This window comes from Dechloromonas aromatica RCB, from assembly GCF_000012425.1.
The window spans coordinates 26979-40551 of record NC_007298.1 but is presented as its reverse complement, the minus strand read 5'-3'; the positions used below and the strand labels follow the sequence as shown (position 1 = coordinate 40551).

14 protein-coding genes are annotated in these 13573 nt (G+C 60.6%); 5 read left to right on the top strand and 9 right to left on the bottom strand.

Annotated features, from left to right (window positions below; translation table 11 throughout):
• Positions 1 to 19: 19 nt before the first annotated feature.
• Positions 20 to 2002: a primosomal protein N' gene (locus DARO_RS00180; RefSeq protein WP_083761457.1), complete on the bottom strand. Its 1983-nt coding sequence runs from the start codon at positions 2000 to 2002 to the stop codon at positions 20 to 22.
• Between DARO_RS00180 and DARO_RS00175 the strand changes: the two genes are divergently transcribed.
• Positions 2001 to 2195 carry a hypothetical protein gene (locus tag DARO_RS00175; protein WP_041224133.1) on the top strand — a complete coding sequence of 65 codons (195 nt, stop codon included), beginning with the start codon at positions 2001 to 2003 and terminating at the stop codon, positions 2193 to 2195. The genes DARO_RS00180 and DARO_RS00175 overlap by 2 nt on opposite strands.
• 107 nt (positions 2196 to 2302) lie before the next feature.
• Here DARO_RS00175 and hemE read toward each other — a convergent pair whose 3' ends face one another.
• The 5 genes from hemE to rsmB form a co-directional block, all read right to left on the bottom strand.
• Entirely contained in the window at positions 2303 to 3370 is a 1068-nt protein-coding gene (gene hemE / locus DARO_RS00170; RefSeq protein WP_011285801.1) for a uroporphyrinogen decarboxylase, read from the bottom strand.
• A 113-nt stretch (positions 3371 to 3483) separates the two neighbouring features.
• Positions 3484 to 4749: a response regulator gene (locus DARO_RS00165; RefSeq protein WP_011285800.1), complete on the bottom strand. Its 1266-nt coding sequence runs from the start codon at positions 4747 to 4749 to the stop codon at positions 3484 to 3486.
• Positions 4727 to 6883: an ATP-binding protein gene (locus tag DARO_RS00160; RefSeq protein ID WP_011285799.1), complete on the bottom strand. Its 2157-nt coding sequence runs from the start codon at positions 6881 to 6883 to the stop codon at positions 4727 to 4729. Before DARO_RS00160 ends, DARO_RS00165 begins: the two co-directional genes overlap by 23 nt.
• Positions 6880 to 7461: a DUF4390 domain-containing protein gene (locus tag DARO_RS00155; protein ID WP_049758337.1), complete on the bottom strand. Its 582-nt coding sequence runs from the start codon at positions 7459 to 7461 to the stop codon at positions 6880 to 6882. Before DARO_RS00155 ends, DARO_RS00160 begins: the two co-directional genes overlap by 4 nt.
• Positions 7454 to 8713, bottom strand: coding sequence for a 16S rRNA (cytosine(967)-C(5))-methyltransferase RsmB (gene rsmB / locus DARO_RS00150; RefSeq protein ID WP_011285797.1), 1260 nt, complete (start codon positions 8711 to 8713; stop codon positions 7454 to 7456). Before rsmB ends, DARO_RS00155 begins: the two co-directional genes overlap by 8 nt.
• Before the next feature lie 34 nt (positions 8714 to 8747).
• On the opposite strand from rsmB, the gene DARO_RS00145 reads away from it, so the two are divergent.
• The 4 genes from DARO_RS00145 to DARO_RS00130 all read left to right on the top strand — a co-directional run bounded on the left by DARO_RS00145 (position 8748) and on the right by DARO_RS00130 (position 11143).
• A complete protein-coding gene (locus DARO_RS00145; RefSeq protein ID WP_011285796.1) occupies positions 8748 to 9653 on the top strand; it encodes a S1/P1 nuclease in 906 nt (301 codons plus the stop codon).
• A gap of 9 nt (positions 9654 to 9662) precedes the next feature.
• A complete protein-coding gene (gene speD / locus DARO_RS00140; protein ID WP_011285795.1) occupies positions 9663 to 10058 on the top strand; it encodes an adenosylmethionine decarboxylase in 396 nt (131 codons plus the stop codon).
• A 102-nt stretch (positions 10059 to 10160) separates the two neighbouring features.
• Entirely contained in the window at positions 10161 to 10742 is a 582-nt protein-coding gene (locus DARO_RS00135; protein ID WP_011285794.1) for a DJ-1/PfpI family protein, read from the top strand.
• A 50-nt stretch (positions 10743 to 10792) separates the two neighbouring features.
• Positions 10793 to 11143 carry a ribbon-helix-helix domain-containing protein gene (locus DARO_RS00130; protein WP_011285793.1) on the top strand — a complete coding sequence of 117 codons (351 nt, stop codon included), beginning with the start codon at positions 10793 to 10795 and terminating at the stop codon, positions 11141 to 11143.
• 9 nt (positions 11144 to 11152) lie between these two features.
• Here the strand turns inward: DARO_RS00130 and htpX are convergent, their stop codons facing one another.
• From htpX to def, 3 genes are read right to left on the bottom strand one after another with little or no spacing between them, the layout of a single operon-like run.
• A complete protein-coding gene (gene htpX, locus DARO_RS00125; RefSeq protein ID WP_011285792.1) occupies positions 11153 to 11995 on the bottom strand; it encodes a zinc metalloprotease HtpX in 843 nt (280 codons plus the stop codon).
• Between the two features lie 58 nt (positions 11996 to 12053).
• A complete protein-coding gene (gene fmt / locus DARO_RS00120; RefSeq protein WP_011285791.1) occupies positions 12054 to 12977 on the bottom strand; it encodes a methionyl-tRNA formyltransferase in 924 nt (307 codons plus the stop codon).
• Positions 12974 to 13477, bottom strand: coding sequence for a peptide deformylase (gene def, locus DARO_RS00115; protein WP_011285790.1), 504 nt, complete (start codon positions 13475 to 13477; stop codon positions 12974 to 12976). Before def ends, fmt begins: the two co-directional genes overlap by 4 nt.
• Positions 13478 to 13573 lie beyond the last annotated feature (96 nt).

The following is a 13573-nucleotide window of genomic DNA, read 5'->3' as shown; positions in this document are numbered from 1 at the left end:
ACTGCAAGGTGCGTGCCGGTCAGAACTCCAGTGGATCGACCTCGATGTGCCAGCGCAGTTTGGACGGCGCCTTGATGCCCTCGATGGCTTCGCGCCAGAGCGGCAGAAAGACCTGTAGCGCCGGGCGGGAATACGACTCGGCCAGCAATTGGCCACGCTCCAGATTGGCCAGCCGGGCCAGCTTCATCGGCACCGGGTCGTAGATCATGATGTTCTCGTGTTCGCCGATCAGCGGCATGGCGGCGGCGGTCTTCAGGAAGGCGATGGCATCAGCCATTTCCGGCGCCTCGGCGCGCAAGACGGCCTGGAAGGCATAGGGCGGGAAGCCGGCTTGTTCGCGCTCCTTGAGCTGCAGGGCGGCAAAACCCGGATAGTCGTGTTTGACCAGCGAGGCGAACAGGGGGTGATCCGGGTATTGCGTCTGGATCTGCACCTCGCCCTTCAGTTCGGCCCGCCCGGCTCGCCCGGCGACCTGCATCAACTGGGCAAACAGGCGCTCCGGAGCCCGCCAGTCAGCGGCAAACAGTGCTGAATCGGCCCCCAGCACGCCGACCAGCGTCAGTTTGGGGAAGTCATGCCCCTTGGCCAGCATCTGCGTGCCGACCAGAATGTCGGCCTCACCACCGTGGATGCGGTCGAGCATCACCTCCCATTGCTTGCGGCTCTTCACCGAGTCACGGTCGACCCGGAGCACGCGGGCCTCAGGAAAGGCTTCCTGCAACCAGCCTTCCAGCCGCTGCGTGCCGCGCCCGAAGGGATGGATATCCTGGTTACCGCAGGTCGGGCAGGCTTTGGGAATACGATGCTCGCAACCGCAGTGATGGCAACGTAGCCGCTTATCAGCCAGATGCAGCACCATATTGGCGGCACAACGCGTGCAGCGTGACACCCAGCCGCAGGCCGGGCAGGCCAGCACCGGCGAATACCCCCGGCGATTCAGGAAGACCAGGCTCTGCTCACCACGGGCCAGGCGCTCCTTAATCGCGGCAATCAGCGGCTCACCGACGCCCTCCTGCAGCACCATCTTGCGGGTGTCGAGGATATGGATAGCCGGCAACGATGCTTCCGGGTTGGCCCGTTCGAGCAGGGTGATCAGGTTATAGCGCTTGCTCTGGGCATTGGCCCAGGTTTCCAGCGACGGGGTCGCTGAACCGAGCAGCACAGGAATGCCTAGCTGGTGGGCGCGAAACACCGCGACATCGCGCGCCGAGTAGCGCATGCCGTCCTGTTGCTTGAACGAAGCATCGTGTTCCTCATCGACGACAATCAGGCCAAGACGCGGCATGGGCGTGAAGATCGACAGGCGGGTCCCGAGCACAATGCTCGCCTCGCCGGAAAAGGCAGCCCGCCAGTTCCGCTCACGCGCCGCCTCGGCCAGTTCGCTATGCAGGGAAACCACTCCCGCCTCAGGAAACCGGGATCGCACCCGTCCCTCGAGCTGCGGCGTCAGGTTGATTTCCGGCACCAGCAGCAAGACCTGCTTGCCATCGGCCTGCGCTCTTTCTATCAGACGCAGGTAAACCTCGGTCTTGCCGCTGCCCGTCACCCCATGCAACAGATGGGCCGAAAACCCGGCCGCTGGATCCACCGCAGCCACGGCGATGGTTTGCTCTTCGGTCAGGGCGGGTGGCGCTATTGCGACCGACGAACGGCTCGCCCGGGCATTGCGACGGGTTGGCGGATCAAGGCGCTTGAGGCCGATCGGCAGGGCCTGCATGATCACTTCACCAAGCGCCGCCTGATAGTAAGCACTGGCAAACCGGCAAAGCCTGAAGAAATCGCCTGGCAAAGGCGGCAGATCGCGCAGCACTTCAATTGCCGGTTTCAGCTGTTCGAGTGGCCAGTCGCTTTCGGCCAGCACTTCGACAATCACCCCAAGTTTTTCGCCACGGCCGAAAGGCACCCGGACGCGCAAGCCGATATCCTCAGTCGACGCCGACTCGACGACATAATCAAAAAGTCGATGGAGCGGCAAATCGAGAGCAACGCGCAAAACTTGCATGGATTTAGCGGCTGACACCGTCATTTCTCCGAAAAAACTGGCTGGTCAGGATCAATTTTGGCCGCTTTTAAAGTTGTCCACAAAAACTGTGGATAACTTTGTGGATTTCTTTGGCGAATTGGCGCCAAGTCACGGTGCGGTAAGGTTTTTGTCACTCTGCCGAAATATTGAGCAACAGATAAAACCCTTTTAATTCAATATTTTAAATAAACACACTGGCGTCAAGGGTTTTCAAGCAATTTATTTCAGGTGGCGGCAAAGCTCTGTGCATAAGTCAAGCTTTGCCGCTCACTTATGCTATCACTTACGTGATAGCCGACTGTGCGAATGAACCGCTTCAACCAGCGCAGTCACGCTTTCCGGTGGTGTGAATTGCGAAATGCCGTGGCCGAGGTTGAAAACGTGGCCAGTATTGGCCGGGCCAAAGCTGTCGAGCACTTTTTTCGCTTCGGCAGCAACGATTTCCGGCTGAGCAAACAAGACGTTCGGATCCAGGTTGCCCTGCAAAGCCACTTTGTCACCGACGCGACGGCGAGCTTCGCCAATGTCGATCGTCCAGTCGAGGCCAACAGCATCGCAGCCGATATCGGCAATCTTTTCCAGCCACAGACCACCGTTCTTGGTGAACACGATGCTCGGAATGCGCTGACCGTCCTTTTCCTTCTTCAGGCCAGCCACGATGCGACGCATGTATTGCAGCGAGAACTCCTCGTAGGCGGCATTGGACAGCGAGCCTCCCCAGGTATCGAAGATCATCACCGCTTGCGCACCGCTATCGATCTGGGCATTCAGATAGGCGATCACGGAATCAGCGGTCACCGACAGGATGCGGTGCAGCAGGTCCGGCCGGTTGTAGAGCATGGCCTTGATGTTGCGGAAATCGCTGGAGCCCTCGCCTTCGACCATGTAACAGGCCAGCGTGTAGGGGCTGCCGGAGAAGCCGATCAGCGGAACGGAGTTGTCCAGCGCACGACGAATCTCTGACACGGCATCCATCACGTAGCCAAGATGCTCATAGGGATCGGTCACCGTCAGGTTGTTGATCGCCCATTCTTCGCGCAGCGGGCGCTCGAACTTGGGGCCCTCGCCTTCGGCGAAATACAGCCCAAGCCCCATTGCATCGGGCACGGTCAGGATGTCGGAGAACAGGATGGCGGCATCGAGGTCGTAGCGGGCCAACGGCTGCAGCGTGACCTCGCAGGCCATCGTCGGCGATTTGCACAAATTCAGGAAATTGCCAGCCCGTTTACGGGTTTCGCAGTACTCGGGCAGATAACGCCCCGCTTGGCGCATCAGCCACAGCGGTGTGTATTCGGTCGGCTCTTTGAGAAGGGCACGCAGGAAAGTATCGTTCTTGGGTCGGCTCACGTCGGACTCCGCCAGAAAATCGGAAAGGCGGAATTATCCGCCATTCCGACCGCCGGGTCACTGATACCGAATACCCGCAATCAAAATGCGCTCGCTCGGTGAGTGATGCGGCCCTACTCTTCGCCGCGCTTGCCGAGTTTGACGTCCAATTGCTTCAACTTGCGATAGAGATGCGTCCGCTCCAGCCCTGAACGTTCGGCCAGCTTGGTCATATTGCCGCCTTCCAGACGCAGGTGATGCTCAAAATACATTTTTTCGAAGGCATCCCGGGCTTCGCGCAGGGGCTGGTCGAACAAGGGCAGCAAGGAAAGAACTTCCGGACTTTCCCCTCCGTCGTGTGGCATGACCCGTGCCACATCGTCGGCGCTGATTTCTTCGTCGAGCGAGGTCACTGCCAGGTTACGAACCAAGGCGTAAAGATCGCTCCAGCTCGATTCCGGCTGTCTTTTCCACGACAAGGTACGCAAGGCATTCAACGCTGCCGTTGAAAAGCGCCGCAGCGGCACTTCGCCGCGTTCGACAAAGTTGCTCAGCAGCAAGCTGGCAATTTCCGGCAATTCGTCACCATGCCCAGCCAGCGATGGCATGGCCACCCAGATTTCACTCAGCCTGGTCAGCAACTTGCTGTCCCAGCCCGCCTCGTTGAGCGCGGTGATCGATGACACACTGGCGGCAATCAACTGCAAATTCAGTTTTTCCAGACGCTCGATGGCAAACGCCAGGTTCATCTGCTGCATCTTGCCGAGCACGGCCAGATCGGGCACAAACAGGATGCCGCCAGTGACCTTTTCCAGCATGTCCTGAGTCAGTGCGCTACTGATGCCGGACAAATCCAGCCATGGCGCCCGCGGCGGTTGCAAGGTGCGGGCACAGATTTCCGCCATGCCGCCATTGGCTCCCTTGAGTAGCAGCACCGGCGATTTGGCGGCAGCCTGTTCAAGGCGCCGCTTGAATTCCTTGACGAAGGCAGAGCGACTAAAGGCTTCCAGCGTCAGCGCCGGCCGCGCCGGCGGCTTGTCGTGCTTGAGCGCTTTTTGCACGGTCGACAACAGTTTCTGCAGCGCAATCGGCTTTTCCAGAAAATCGAACGCCCCGAAGCGCGTGGCCTCGACCGCCGTATCGATCGTGCCATGCCCCGACATCATGACGACCGGCATGTTGAGATGCCCGGCCGCATGCCACTCCTTGAGCAGCGAAATGCCGTCGGTATCCGGCATCCAGATATCGAGCAGCACCAGATCGGGACGCAGCTCTTCGCGGACCAGACGTGCCGCCGTGGCATTTTCGGCCAGGCGCACGTCGTAGCCTTCGTCGATCAGGATTTCCGACAACAGCTCGCGAATACCAACTTCGTCATCAACGACCAGAACTATGGCCATGCTTGGCTTCCTCCTCCTTCACCAGAGGCAGGCGGATGTCGATCCGCGCTCCGCCCTCGGGTGCATTGCTGATTTCGATAGAGCCCAGGTGTTCCTCGACGATTTTCTTGACGATGGGCAGGCCAAGGCCGGTACCGCGGGCCTTGGTGGTGACATAAGGTTCGAAGATGCGCGACAGCAACTCGACTGGAAAGCCAGGGCCATTATCGGCGATCAGTAGCCGAGCATAACGCCCAAGCGGCTCGGTCTGGATCAGGATACGAGCCCCCTCATGGTTCTCCAGCGCATCTTCGGCATTGCGCAGCAGATTGTGGATGATCTGCCGCAACTGCGTGGCGTCACCGAGTATCGGCGGTAAAGCGCTATCGAGCCGGTTCTCGATGACGGCCGAAGAGCTTTCATAGAGCCCCAGCACTTCGCCGATCAAGGCATTCAGGTCGAGCGGAGCGACTTCCGGCGCCGGCAGGCGGGCATAGTCGCGGAAGTCATCAACCATGCGCTTCATGGCCTGCACCTGATTGATGATGGTCTGCGTGCCGCGAGCCAGCATGTCGGCATCGCCGTTGGTCAGCTTGCTGGCCAGCTTGAATTGCAGACGCTCGGCAGAGAGCTGGATCGGCGTCAGCGGATTCTTGATTTCATGGGCCAGCCGGCGCGCCACTTCCCCCCAGGCCGCACTGCGCTGGGCTGCGATCAGCCGGGTGACATCGTCAAACACCACCACATCGCCACCGCCGCTGGCTTCCGGCAGGCGCGATCCACGCAACAGCAGCACCTGCGGCATGCCGTTCGGGCGCTCCATTTCGAGCTGGGCCTGCCACTCGATCTCTTCGGTGGCTGCGAAATTCTCACGAATGAAAGTACCGAGCGCCTGCTGACGCGGCCATTCGTCGACCAGGGCACCGATCAGGCCGATGAAATCATCATTCAGGATGGTCAGCGCCCCTTCATTGACCGTGCGCAAGACGAAACGACGGTCAAAAACCAGCACCCCCGTCGACAGATTGGCCAGAATCGATTCCAGGTAACCCCGTGCCGACTCCAGTTCCGCCCGGTGCCGTTCCGTTTCGCGCCGGGCATCATCGAGCTGCCGGGTCATCCGGTTGAAGGACTGGGTCAGCACACCAAGTTCATCGCCACTATAAATGGCCTGACGCGGCGAAAAGTCGCCCTGCGCCACCGCCTGCGTGCCTTCGGCCAGAATGTAGAGCGGTGCCACCAGCCGGCGCGCCATCAGATAAGCCAGCGCAAAAGCGCCAAACAGCGCGACGAGGACGGTCAGCGTCAGCGTCAGCGCGTAGATTCGCGTCAGCCCATCACGCGCCAGTTGCAGCTCCTGATAGTCGCGATAAACATCCTGCACGGCATCCGCATCATGGGCCAGGCTGGAGGGCACCGGCTGGGTCAGTTGCAGGATACGTGGTTCTTCGAACATGTCGCGCGCCGAGACCGGCACCAGAACACGCAGATAGAGCTTGCCGCCATCACCCTCGACCGTGCCTACCGCCCGCGTACTGCGGGCCTGCTTAAGCTGGGACTGGTTCGGCAGATCAGGCAACAGGCTGGACAATTCACTGGTCGCGCTCGAAAGCAGCTGTCCGCCCACCGAAAAAAGCGCTGCCGTCTGCACGCCCTTCTCTTCGCGCAAGCGCAGCAGCGCCGAACGACGTGACACTTCCTGGATGTCAGAAAGTTCGCTGGCCATGCTGCGCCCCTTGTCGACCAGGTCGGCCAACAGGGAGTCCAGCGCCGAACGCCCCAGTTGCAGCCCTGATTCGAGGGCTTTTTCCACCCGGACATCAAACCAGCTCTCGATCGAACGCGTCACGAACTGCACCGAAACCCCATAGACCAAGGCACCAGGCAATACGGCAATGAAGCCGAACATCAGCATCAGGCGCAGCTTCAGCCTCGCCCCGAAAACCTGGGCCTGATAATCGCGCCACAGTGTGCGCAACTGCCAGCCGACCAAACCGACCATACCCAGCGCCAAGACCACGTTCAGGGCAATGAGCAGCGGATAATTGCGCGAAAAGATCACTGTGTCGGCGGCTGTCGACATCAGCAGCAGGAACCACAGGATGCCTCCGATGGCTGCAGCAAAGGCCCCGCCGGCAGCGACGAAACGTTTCACTTGGCCTCCGTCGGGGGAGCGATGGCCGGCAAGGTGGCCTGCCAGGTTTTCCAGTCGGAAGCCAGGCTCCAGTCCTTGTTACCGAGCGCCGAAATCTGAAAAGGGCGTGGCAACTGGGTGACATCCAGACGCAGGCGTAGCGCCGCTTCGTACGGCTCGCCGGCTCGAATGCCTTTCTCGCCACGCTCGATGACTCCCCAGTTGCGCAGGCGGGACAGCACTTGCACCGCATCGGACAGGGTGGCGAAGGACTGGTGCAAACCACCAGTAGACAAGCGGTATTGCCGGGTCAACGCATGATAAGAAAGGCGATATGTCTGGCTGCGGCTGGCCAGTTTTTCGTCCAGCCAGTACCAGCGCGCTCTGGTTAGCTCGAAATCGGCGACGAAATACAGCACGACGCCTTTCGTCACGGCCTCTTCAAGGCGCGGGGTCAAATCAAATTTGAAATCCGCCGACAGGACATAGCTGTCGTCACCCGCGACCAACTGGGGATTGGTAATATCGATTTCTGCGGCCCAAACCACCAGCGGTACAAAAACAAACAGCGCCAGCCAGAGGCGCAGTCGTTTAAGCATGCTTTTCAAGTAGGCAGTAGTAAAAGCCATCGTGGTCGGCTGTTGGCAAAAGCTGTTCTTCGTGACAGCGGCGGGCCTCCGGCTGGCGCTCCAGAAAGCGCGCAATCTGCACACCGTTTTCGGTCGGAAAAACCGAACAGGTCACGTAAAGCAGTTTACCCCCGGGGCGAACGACCTGCCACAAGGCGTCGAGTATGCGGGCCTGGGTCTTGGCAAAACTGAAGATATCGGCCTCACGGCGCAACCACTTGGTATCAGGATTACGGCGGACGACGCCGCTGGCGGTGCAGGGCACATCGGCCAGCACCGCATCGAACGGCCGGCCATCCCACCAGGTGTCCAGCTTGACGCAATCAGCCGCCTTGACGCTGGCGGTCAGCCCGAGTCGAGACAAATTTTCCTCGATTCGGCGGCAGCGGGAAGGCTTCAAGTCCAGCGCCAGCAAATCGAGATCGCTGCGTTCCAGCAGATGCGCCGTCTTGCCACCAGGCGCGGCACAGGCGTCGAGCACCCTGCTACCCGGTTCCGGATCGAGCAGTGACGCCGCCATTTGGGCGCCCGGGTCCTGCACGGACAGCAGCCCGGCGGCAAAACCAAGCAGGGATTCGACCGGCACCGGCTTGGCCAACGCCAGGCCGGATTCACCAACCGCTGTGGCGCTTATCCCGGCGTCGGTCAATCGCGCCAGATAATCATCACGCGAGGCGCGGCGGACGTTGACCCGCAGCCCCATCGGCGGCGGGGCATTCCCGGCTGCAACGATGCGCTGCCAGTCATCCGGATAGGCGGCCTGCAACTGTGCCAGCCACCAGTCCGGGTGCTGGGATACGGCGACCGCATCGTCCGCCAGTGCGGCAACCAGGGCCTCTTGCTGGCGCAGAAAATTGCGCAGCACGGCATTGACCAACCCACGAAAACGCCCGTTCGCCAATTCGCCGGCGGCCGAAACCGCCTGATCGACCACGGTGTGTGCTGCATCCGGGCGGGTTTCCAGTCGATAAATCGAGACCAGCAACAGGGCGCGGACTTCTTCGACATCCAGCGGCTTGTCGAGCAGGCGACCAAGGAAAAAGTCACCCCGCCCGTAAGCCCGCAGACTGCCATAGACAAGATCCTGGACGGCAGGGCGGGCGGCTGGATCGACTCGAGCAAGAAGGCCGTCGGCCAGGCTCTGCCCGGCAAAGACGGCTGCATCGATGCGAGCGGCCTGCAGCAGGGCAAAAGCGAGTGAATTGAAGGGCAATCTGGACATAGTGCGCGATTATCGCACGCGGCATAATGAGCCAATGCGCCAAATCTTCTCTGCCCTGCTTTTCTTTTCATTGGCCTTGCCGGCCTACGCCTGGAACGCAGCCGGCCACCGCTTGGTAGCCGTTATCGCCTGGCAACAACTATCGCCAGCAACACGTGACGCTATCTCGGCCGCGCTGGCCCACCATCCGGACCATGAGCGCTGGGTCGAAAAAGCCCGCTCCCGCGAGGGGATAGCCGTTTTCGCCGAAGCCTCAACCTGGCCGGACGATATTCGCAATGACCCTCGCTTATATGACGAGGATCGCGAACCGCCCACCCCGGCCGTGCCCGGACTCCCTGAGACGGCACGCCACAAACGCTGGCACTACGTCGATCTGGACGCCACGGGCAAGGTTCGTGACGGCGAACTCGACCGGCAGATCGAACGCCTGAGCCAACTGCTCCAGGCCAAAGGCTCATCCCCCGGCACGCGAAAGAGCGAACAGATTGCCTATGCCCTGCCCTGGCTGCTGCATCTCGTGGCCGACATCCATCAGCCATTGCATGTCGGGCAGCACGGCGACGAAGGTGGCAACAAGGTTGAAATCGAGAATCCGTTCAACAAGCGCCTGCCCTTCAGCAGCCTGCATCTATACTGGGACGACCTACCCGGTCCGCCGTGGTTGCGCGGCAACCGCCTCGAAAAGAATGCCGGCCGATTGCTCGACAGCTATCCGAAACCGGTTCAGGGAAATGTGGCGCTATGGCGGGATGAAAGCCATCAATTGCTTGCTGCCGCCTACCCGAAAGTCAGCGGCAGCCTGCTTCCCATCATCAGCGAGGATTTTCAGGACAATGCCCGCCAAATCGCCAATCGACGCATCGTCGAGGCTGGCTATCGACTGGGACACCTGCTTGAAAGCATCTTCCGCGAGCGCGTTTCACGTGAAACGCAATAGAATTCCGTCATGAATGGCCTGCACCTGATCGCCGACCTGCACGACTGCCACTGCCCCTCGGGCCTGTTGCTCGATGCGCCACGACTGGAACGCTATTGCGTCGATGCCTGCCAACGTCATGGGCTGACGGTTGTCGGCCGGCTGTTCCATGCCTTCCGCGACATCGCCGACCAGCCCGCGGGCGTCACCGGCACGGTTGTCCTAGCCGAATCGCATCTTGCCCTCCATACCTGGCCGGAAATCTCCGCCGTCACGCTGGATGTCTATGTCTGCAATTTCAGTGGCGACAACAGTCAGCAGGCCAAAGCACTGTTCGCCGAAGTCATTGCCACCTTCCAGCCGGACCGGGTCGAGCAATCCGCCGTCCACCGTGGCCAACTCGGCTCAAGCAAAGACAAACTTTAGTAGCAGCCCGCTGCTACCCGCCGGGGCACCATTCTCTCCACAATGGGTCCACCCTTTTCCGACCGCATGGCCGGAGGGTTCACACCAACCAAGGAGACAACAATGGCTGCAAAGAAAATTCTGATGCTGACCGGTGACTACACCGAAGATTACGAGACCATGGTGCCCTTCCAAGCGCTGCTGATGGTCGGCCACACAGTACATGCCGTCTGCCCGGGCAAGAAGGCCGGCGACTTCGTGCGCACCGCCATCCATGATTTTGAAGGCGACCAGACCTACAGCGAGAAGCCCGGCCACAACTTCACCCTTAACGCCACTTTTTCCGACATTTCAGTCGAGTCGTACGACGCCTTGGTCATTCCGGGCGGCCGCGCCCCGGAATATCTGCGCCTCAACCCGCAGGTACTGGCCATGGTCCAGCACTTCGCCAACACCGGCAAACCGATCGCGGCGATCTGCCATGGCGCCCAACTGCTCAGCGCCGCCGGCGTTCTGAGTGGCCGTTCATGCAGCGCCTACCCCGCCTGCGCCCCCGAAGTCCGAGCCGCTGGCGGCCAGTACGCCGACATCCCGGTCGATCAGGCCCATGTGGACGGCAATCTGGTTACGGCTCCGGCCTGGCCAGCGCATCCGGCCTGGCTGGCCAAGTTTCTTCCCCTGCTCGGCACGCAGATCACCCTTTAAAGCACCGAGGGCGGCTGGCTTGCCGGCTGCCCGTTCGTTCAGGAGGCTGCATGTGTGAAATCTACGTCAAGGCCGACCCGATGCTCTACGAGTCAAGGGCCCGTTCGATCCGGATTCATGGTTTCGTAACCAAGATCCGGCTGGAAAACCTGTTCTGGGACATCCTGGCCGAACTGGCGGGCAACGAGGGCATGACGACCAACCAGCTGATCGCCAAGCTCTACGACGAAATCGAGGCCTACCGTGGCGAAGTGGAGAACTTCGCCTCCTTCCTGCGCGTCACCTGCCTGCGCTACCTGACGCTACGTCACCAGAAAACGGGGGAACGCCCCAGTCTGGCCGTGGTTAGCTCCCTGCCGCCGGCGATTCGGGAATTGCCCCGCAGCGTCGGAAACGCCTGATCGCAACGTTCAGGACATGGCCCGCAACCGGGCAATGCGCTCCTCGGTCGGCGGATGAGTCGAGAACAGTCCACGAATACCGCCAGCGGAGAGCGGGTTCAGGATCATCATCTGCGCCGTTTCCGGATGCGCCTCGGCCGGCGCCATCGGAATGCGGCCTTCGGCATACATCTGGATCTTGCCCAGCGCATCGGCGAGCGCATTCGGCGTACCGCTGATTTCCGCCCCACCTTGATCAGCCTCGAATTCGCGAGCCCGGGAAATCGCCATCTGGATCAGGCTGGCGGCCAGCGGCGCCAGAATTGCCACCAGAATGCCAACCAGCGGATTTACCGAACGACCGTTTTCGTCCCGCCCGCCGAAGAACATCGCAAAATTGGCCAGTGCCGAAATGGCCCCGGCCATGGTCGCCGAGATGGTCGAGATCAGGATGTCACGATGCTTCACGTGAGCCAGTTCATGCGCCATGACCCCACGCAGCTCGCGGGCCGACAGCAACTGGATAATGCCGGTCGTTGCCGCCACCGCCGCATGCTCCGGGTTGCGGCCGGTGGCAAAGGCATTGGGCTGGGCTTCATTGATGATGTACACCTTGGGCATCGGTAGCCCGGCCCGCTGAGCCAGTTCGCGCACCATCGCATAGAACTGCGGCGCACTGGTCTCGTCCACCGGCTGGGCGTTGTACATCTTCAGCACCATGGTGTCGGAGAACCAGTACGAGAACAGATTCATCGCACCACCGAAGACCAGCGCCATCAGCATGCCGGACTTGCCGCCGATCATGCCGCCAACAATACCGAACAGCGCCATGATGGCGGCCATCAGAATGGCAGTCTTCATCCAGTTGAACATGTTTAACTCCTTGCGGCTGTCTGACCCGGGAAGTTAACTATAGTCGTCCGCCAAAAATTCAAGCCGGAATGTCGAAACGGTCGCCAACAGCCAAGGGGTGACCAGCCAGGAATTGCTGGACCGGCAAGCGCTTGCCACCCGCTTTCTGCAACTCGGTCACTGCCAACGCGCCCTCACCGCAGGCGATGATGATGCTGTTCTTATCAACGGCCAGGATGGCGCCAGTTTCGCCCCGCCCTGCGACCGGCGAAGCCTGCCAAAGCTTGACCGTCTGACCACGAAACAAGGCTTGCGCCCCGGGAAAGGGGTTGAAGGCGCGAATATGACGATCCAGTTCAGCGGCACTTTTGCTCCAGTCGATCATTGCCTCGGCCTTTTCGATTTTTTGAGCGTAGGTCACCCCATCGGCCGGTTGCGGCTCGGCCGGCAAGGGCAGCTTGCCCAGCGCCTCGACGACCAGCCTTGCGCCCAGTTCCGCCAAGCGGTCGTGCAGCGTTGCCGTGGTATCTGTAGCCGCAATAGGGAAAGCCCCGCGCAACAGCACCGGTCCGGTATCCAGCCCGGCCTCCATCTGCATGATGCAGACACCGGTTTCGGCGTCGCCGGCTAGCAAGGCACGCTGGATTGGCGCCGCACCACGCCAGCGCGGCAGTAGCGAACCATGGATATTGATACAGCCGAAACGCGGCATATCAAGCACGACCTGCGGCAGAATCAGGCCGTAAGCAGCAACGACCATGATTTCGGCCCCAACGGCCGCAATTCTCGCCTGCGCTTCGGCGTCCTTCAGGGTCAGCGGCTGAAACACCTCAATGCCGTGCGTCAGGGCCACCTTCTTGACTGCGGATGGTTGCAGCGCCATGCCCCGGCCGGCCGGCCGGTCCGGCTGGGTCAGCACCAAGGCGACTTCGTGTCCAGCGTTGACAATTCCCTGCAAGGCTTGGGCAGCGAACTCAGGCGTTCCGGCAAAAATCAACTTCATGCGGTGACCCGCGCCTGCTTGGCCAGTTTGTTCCTGATGCGGGTCTGCTTCAATAACGACAGGTGGTCGACAAATACTGTCCCGTTCAGATGATCCAGCTCGTGCTGCAGACAGACGGCCAGCAGACCATCCGCCGCCAGGGTCTGCTGATTACCATCGAGGTCAAGATAGGTGACGACAACGCTTTCGGCCCGCTCAACCTTGTCGTAGATCCCGGGTACCGACAGGCACCCTTCTTCGCCAGTCTGCGAGCCTTCGCAGCGGCTCAGCACCGGATTAATGAAAGCCTGAAGTTCACTCTTGTCTTCAGAAACGTCAATGACCACAACACGTTTGTGTACATCGACCTGAGTCGCCGCCAACCCGATACCAGGGGCTTCGTACATAGTTTCTGCCATGTCGGCGACCAGTTTTCGAATGCTGTCGTCAACTTTGGCAACGGGGAGTGCAACCTTCTTCAGGCGCGGGTCTGGAAAACGCAGAATGGGTAAAAGGGCCATATGAAAACCGGAATAAAAGCTTGCTCGCTTAGGTTATTACGTGCAGAATCTAAAGCAATTCCGAGGTATGGAACGCAAACTGATTGCCGCCAATAA

Excerpts from the sequence above, each read along its gene's own strand:
- DARO_RS00175 (WP_041224133.1), top strand. The coding sequence starts at position 2,001 with ATGGATTTAGCGGCTGACACCGTCATTTCTCCGAAAAAACTGGCTGGT.
- DARO_RS00180 (WP_083761457.1), bottom strand. The coding sequence starts at position 2,002 with ATGCAAGTTTTGCGCGTTGCTCTCGATTTGCCGCTCCATCGACTTTTT.
- DARO_RS00165 (WP_011285800.1), bottom strand. The coding sequence starts at position 4,749 with ATGGCCATAGTTCTGGTCGTTGATGACGAAGTTGGTATTCGCGAGCTG.
- DARO_RS00155 (WP_049758337.1), bottom strand. The coding sequence starts at position 7,461 with ATGCTTAAACGACTGCGCCTCTGGCTGGCGCTGTTTGTTTTTGTACCG.
- rsmB (WP_011285797.1), bottom strand. The coding sequence starts at position 8,713 with ATGTCCAGATTGCCCTTCAATTCACTCGCTTTTGCCCTGCTGCAGGCC.
- DARO_RS00145 (WP_011285796.1), top strand. The coding sequence starts at position 8,748 with ATGCGCCAAATCTTCTCTGCCCTGCTTTTCTTTTCATTGGCCTTGCCG.
- speD (WP_011285795.1), top strand. The coding sequence starts at position 9,663 with ATGAATGGCCTGCACCTGATCGCCGACCTGCACGACTGCCACTGCCCC.
- DARO_RS00135 (WP_011285794.1), top strand. The coding sequence starts at position 10,161 with ATGGCTGCAAAGAAAATTCTGATGCTGACCGGTGACTACACCGAAGAT.
- DARO_RS00130 (WP_011285793.1), top strand. The coding sequence starts at position 10,793 with ATGTGTGAAATCTACGTCAAGGCCGACCCGATGCTCTACGAGTCAAGG.
- htpX (WP_011285792.1), bottom strand. The coding sequence starts at position 11,995 with ATGTTCAACTGGATGAAGACTGCCATTCTGATGGCCGCCATCATGGCG.
- fmt (WP_011285791.1), bottom strand. The coding sequence starts at position 12,977 with ATGAAGTTGATTTTTGCCGGAACGCCTGAGTTCGCTGCCCAAGCCTTG.
- def (WP_011285790.1), bottom strand. The coding sequence starts at position 13,477 with ATGGCCCTTTTACCCATTCTGCGTTTTCCAGACCCGCGCCTGAAGAAG.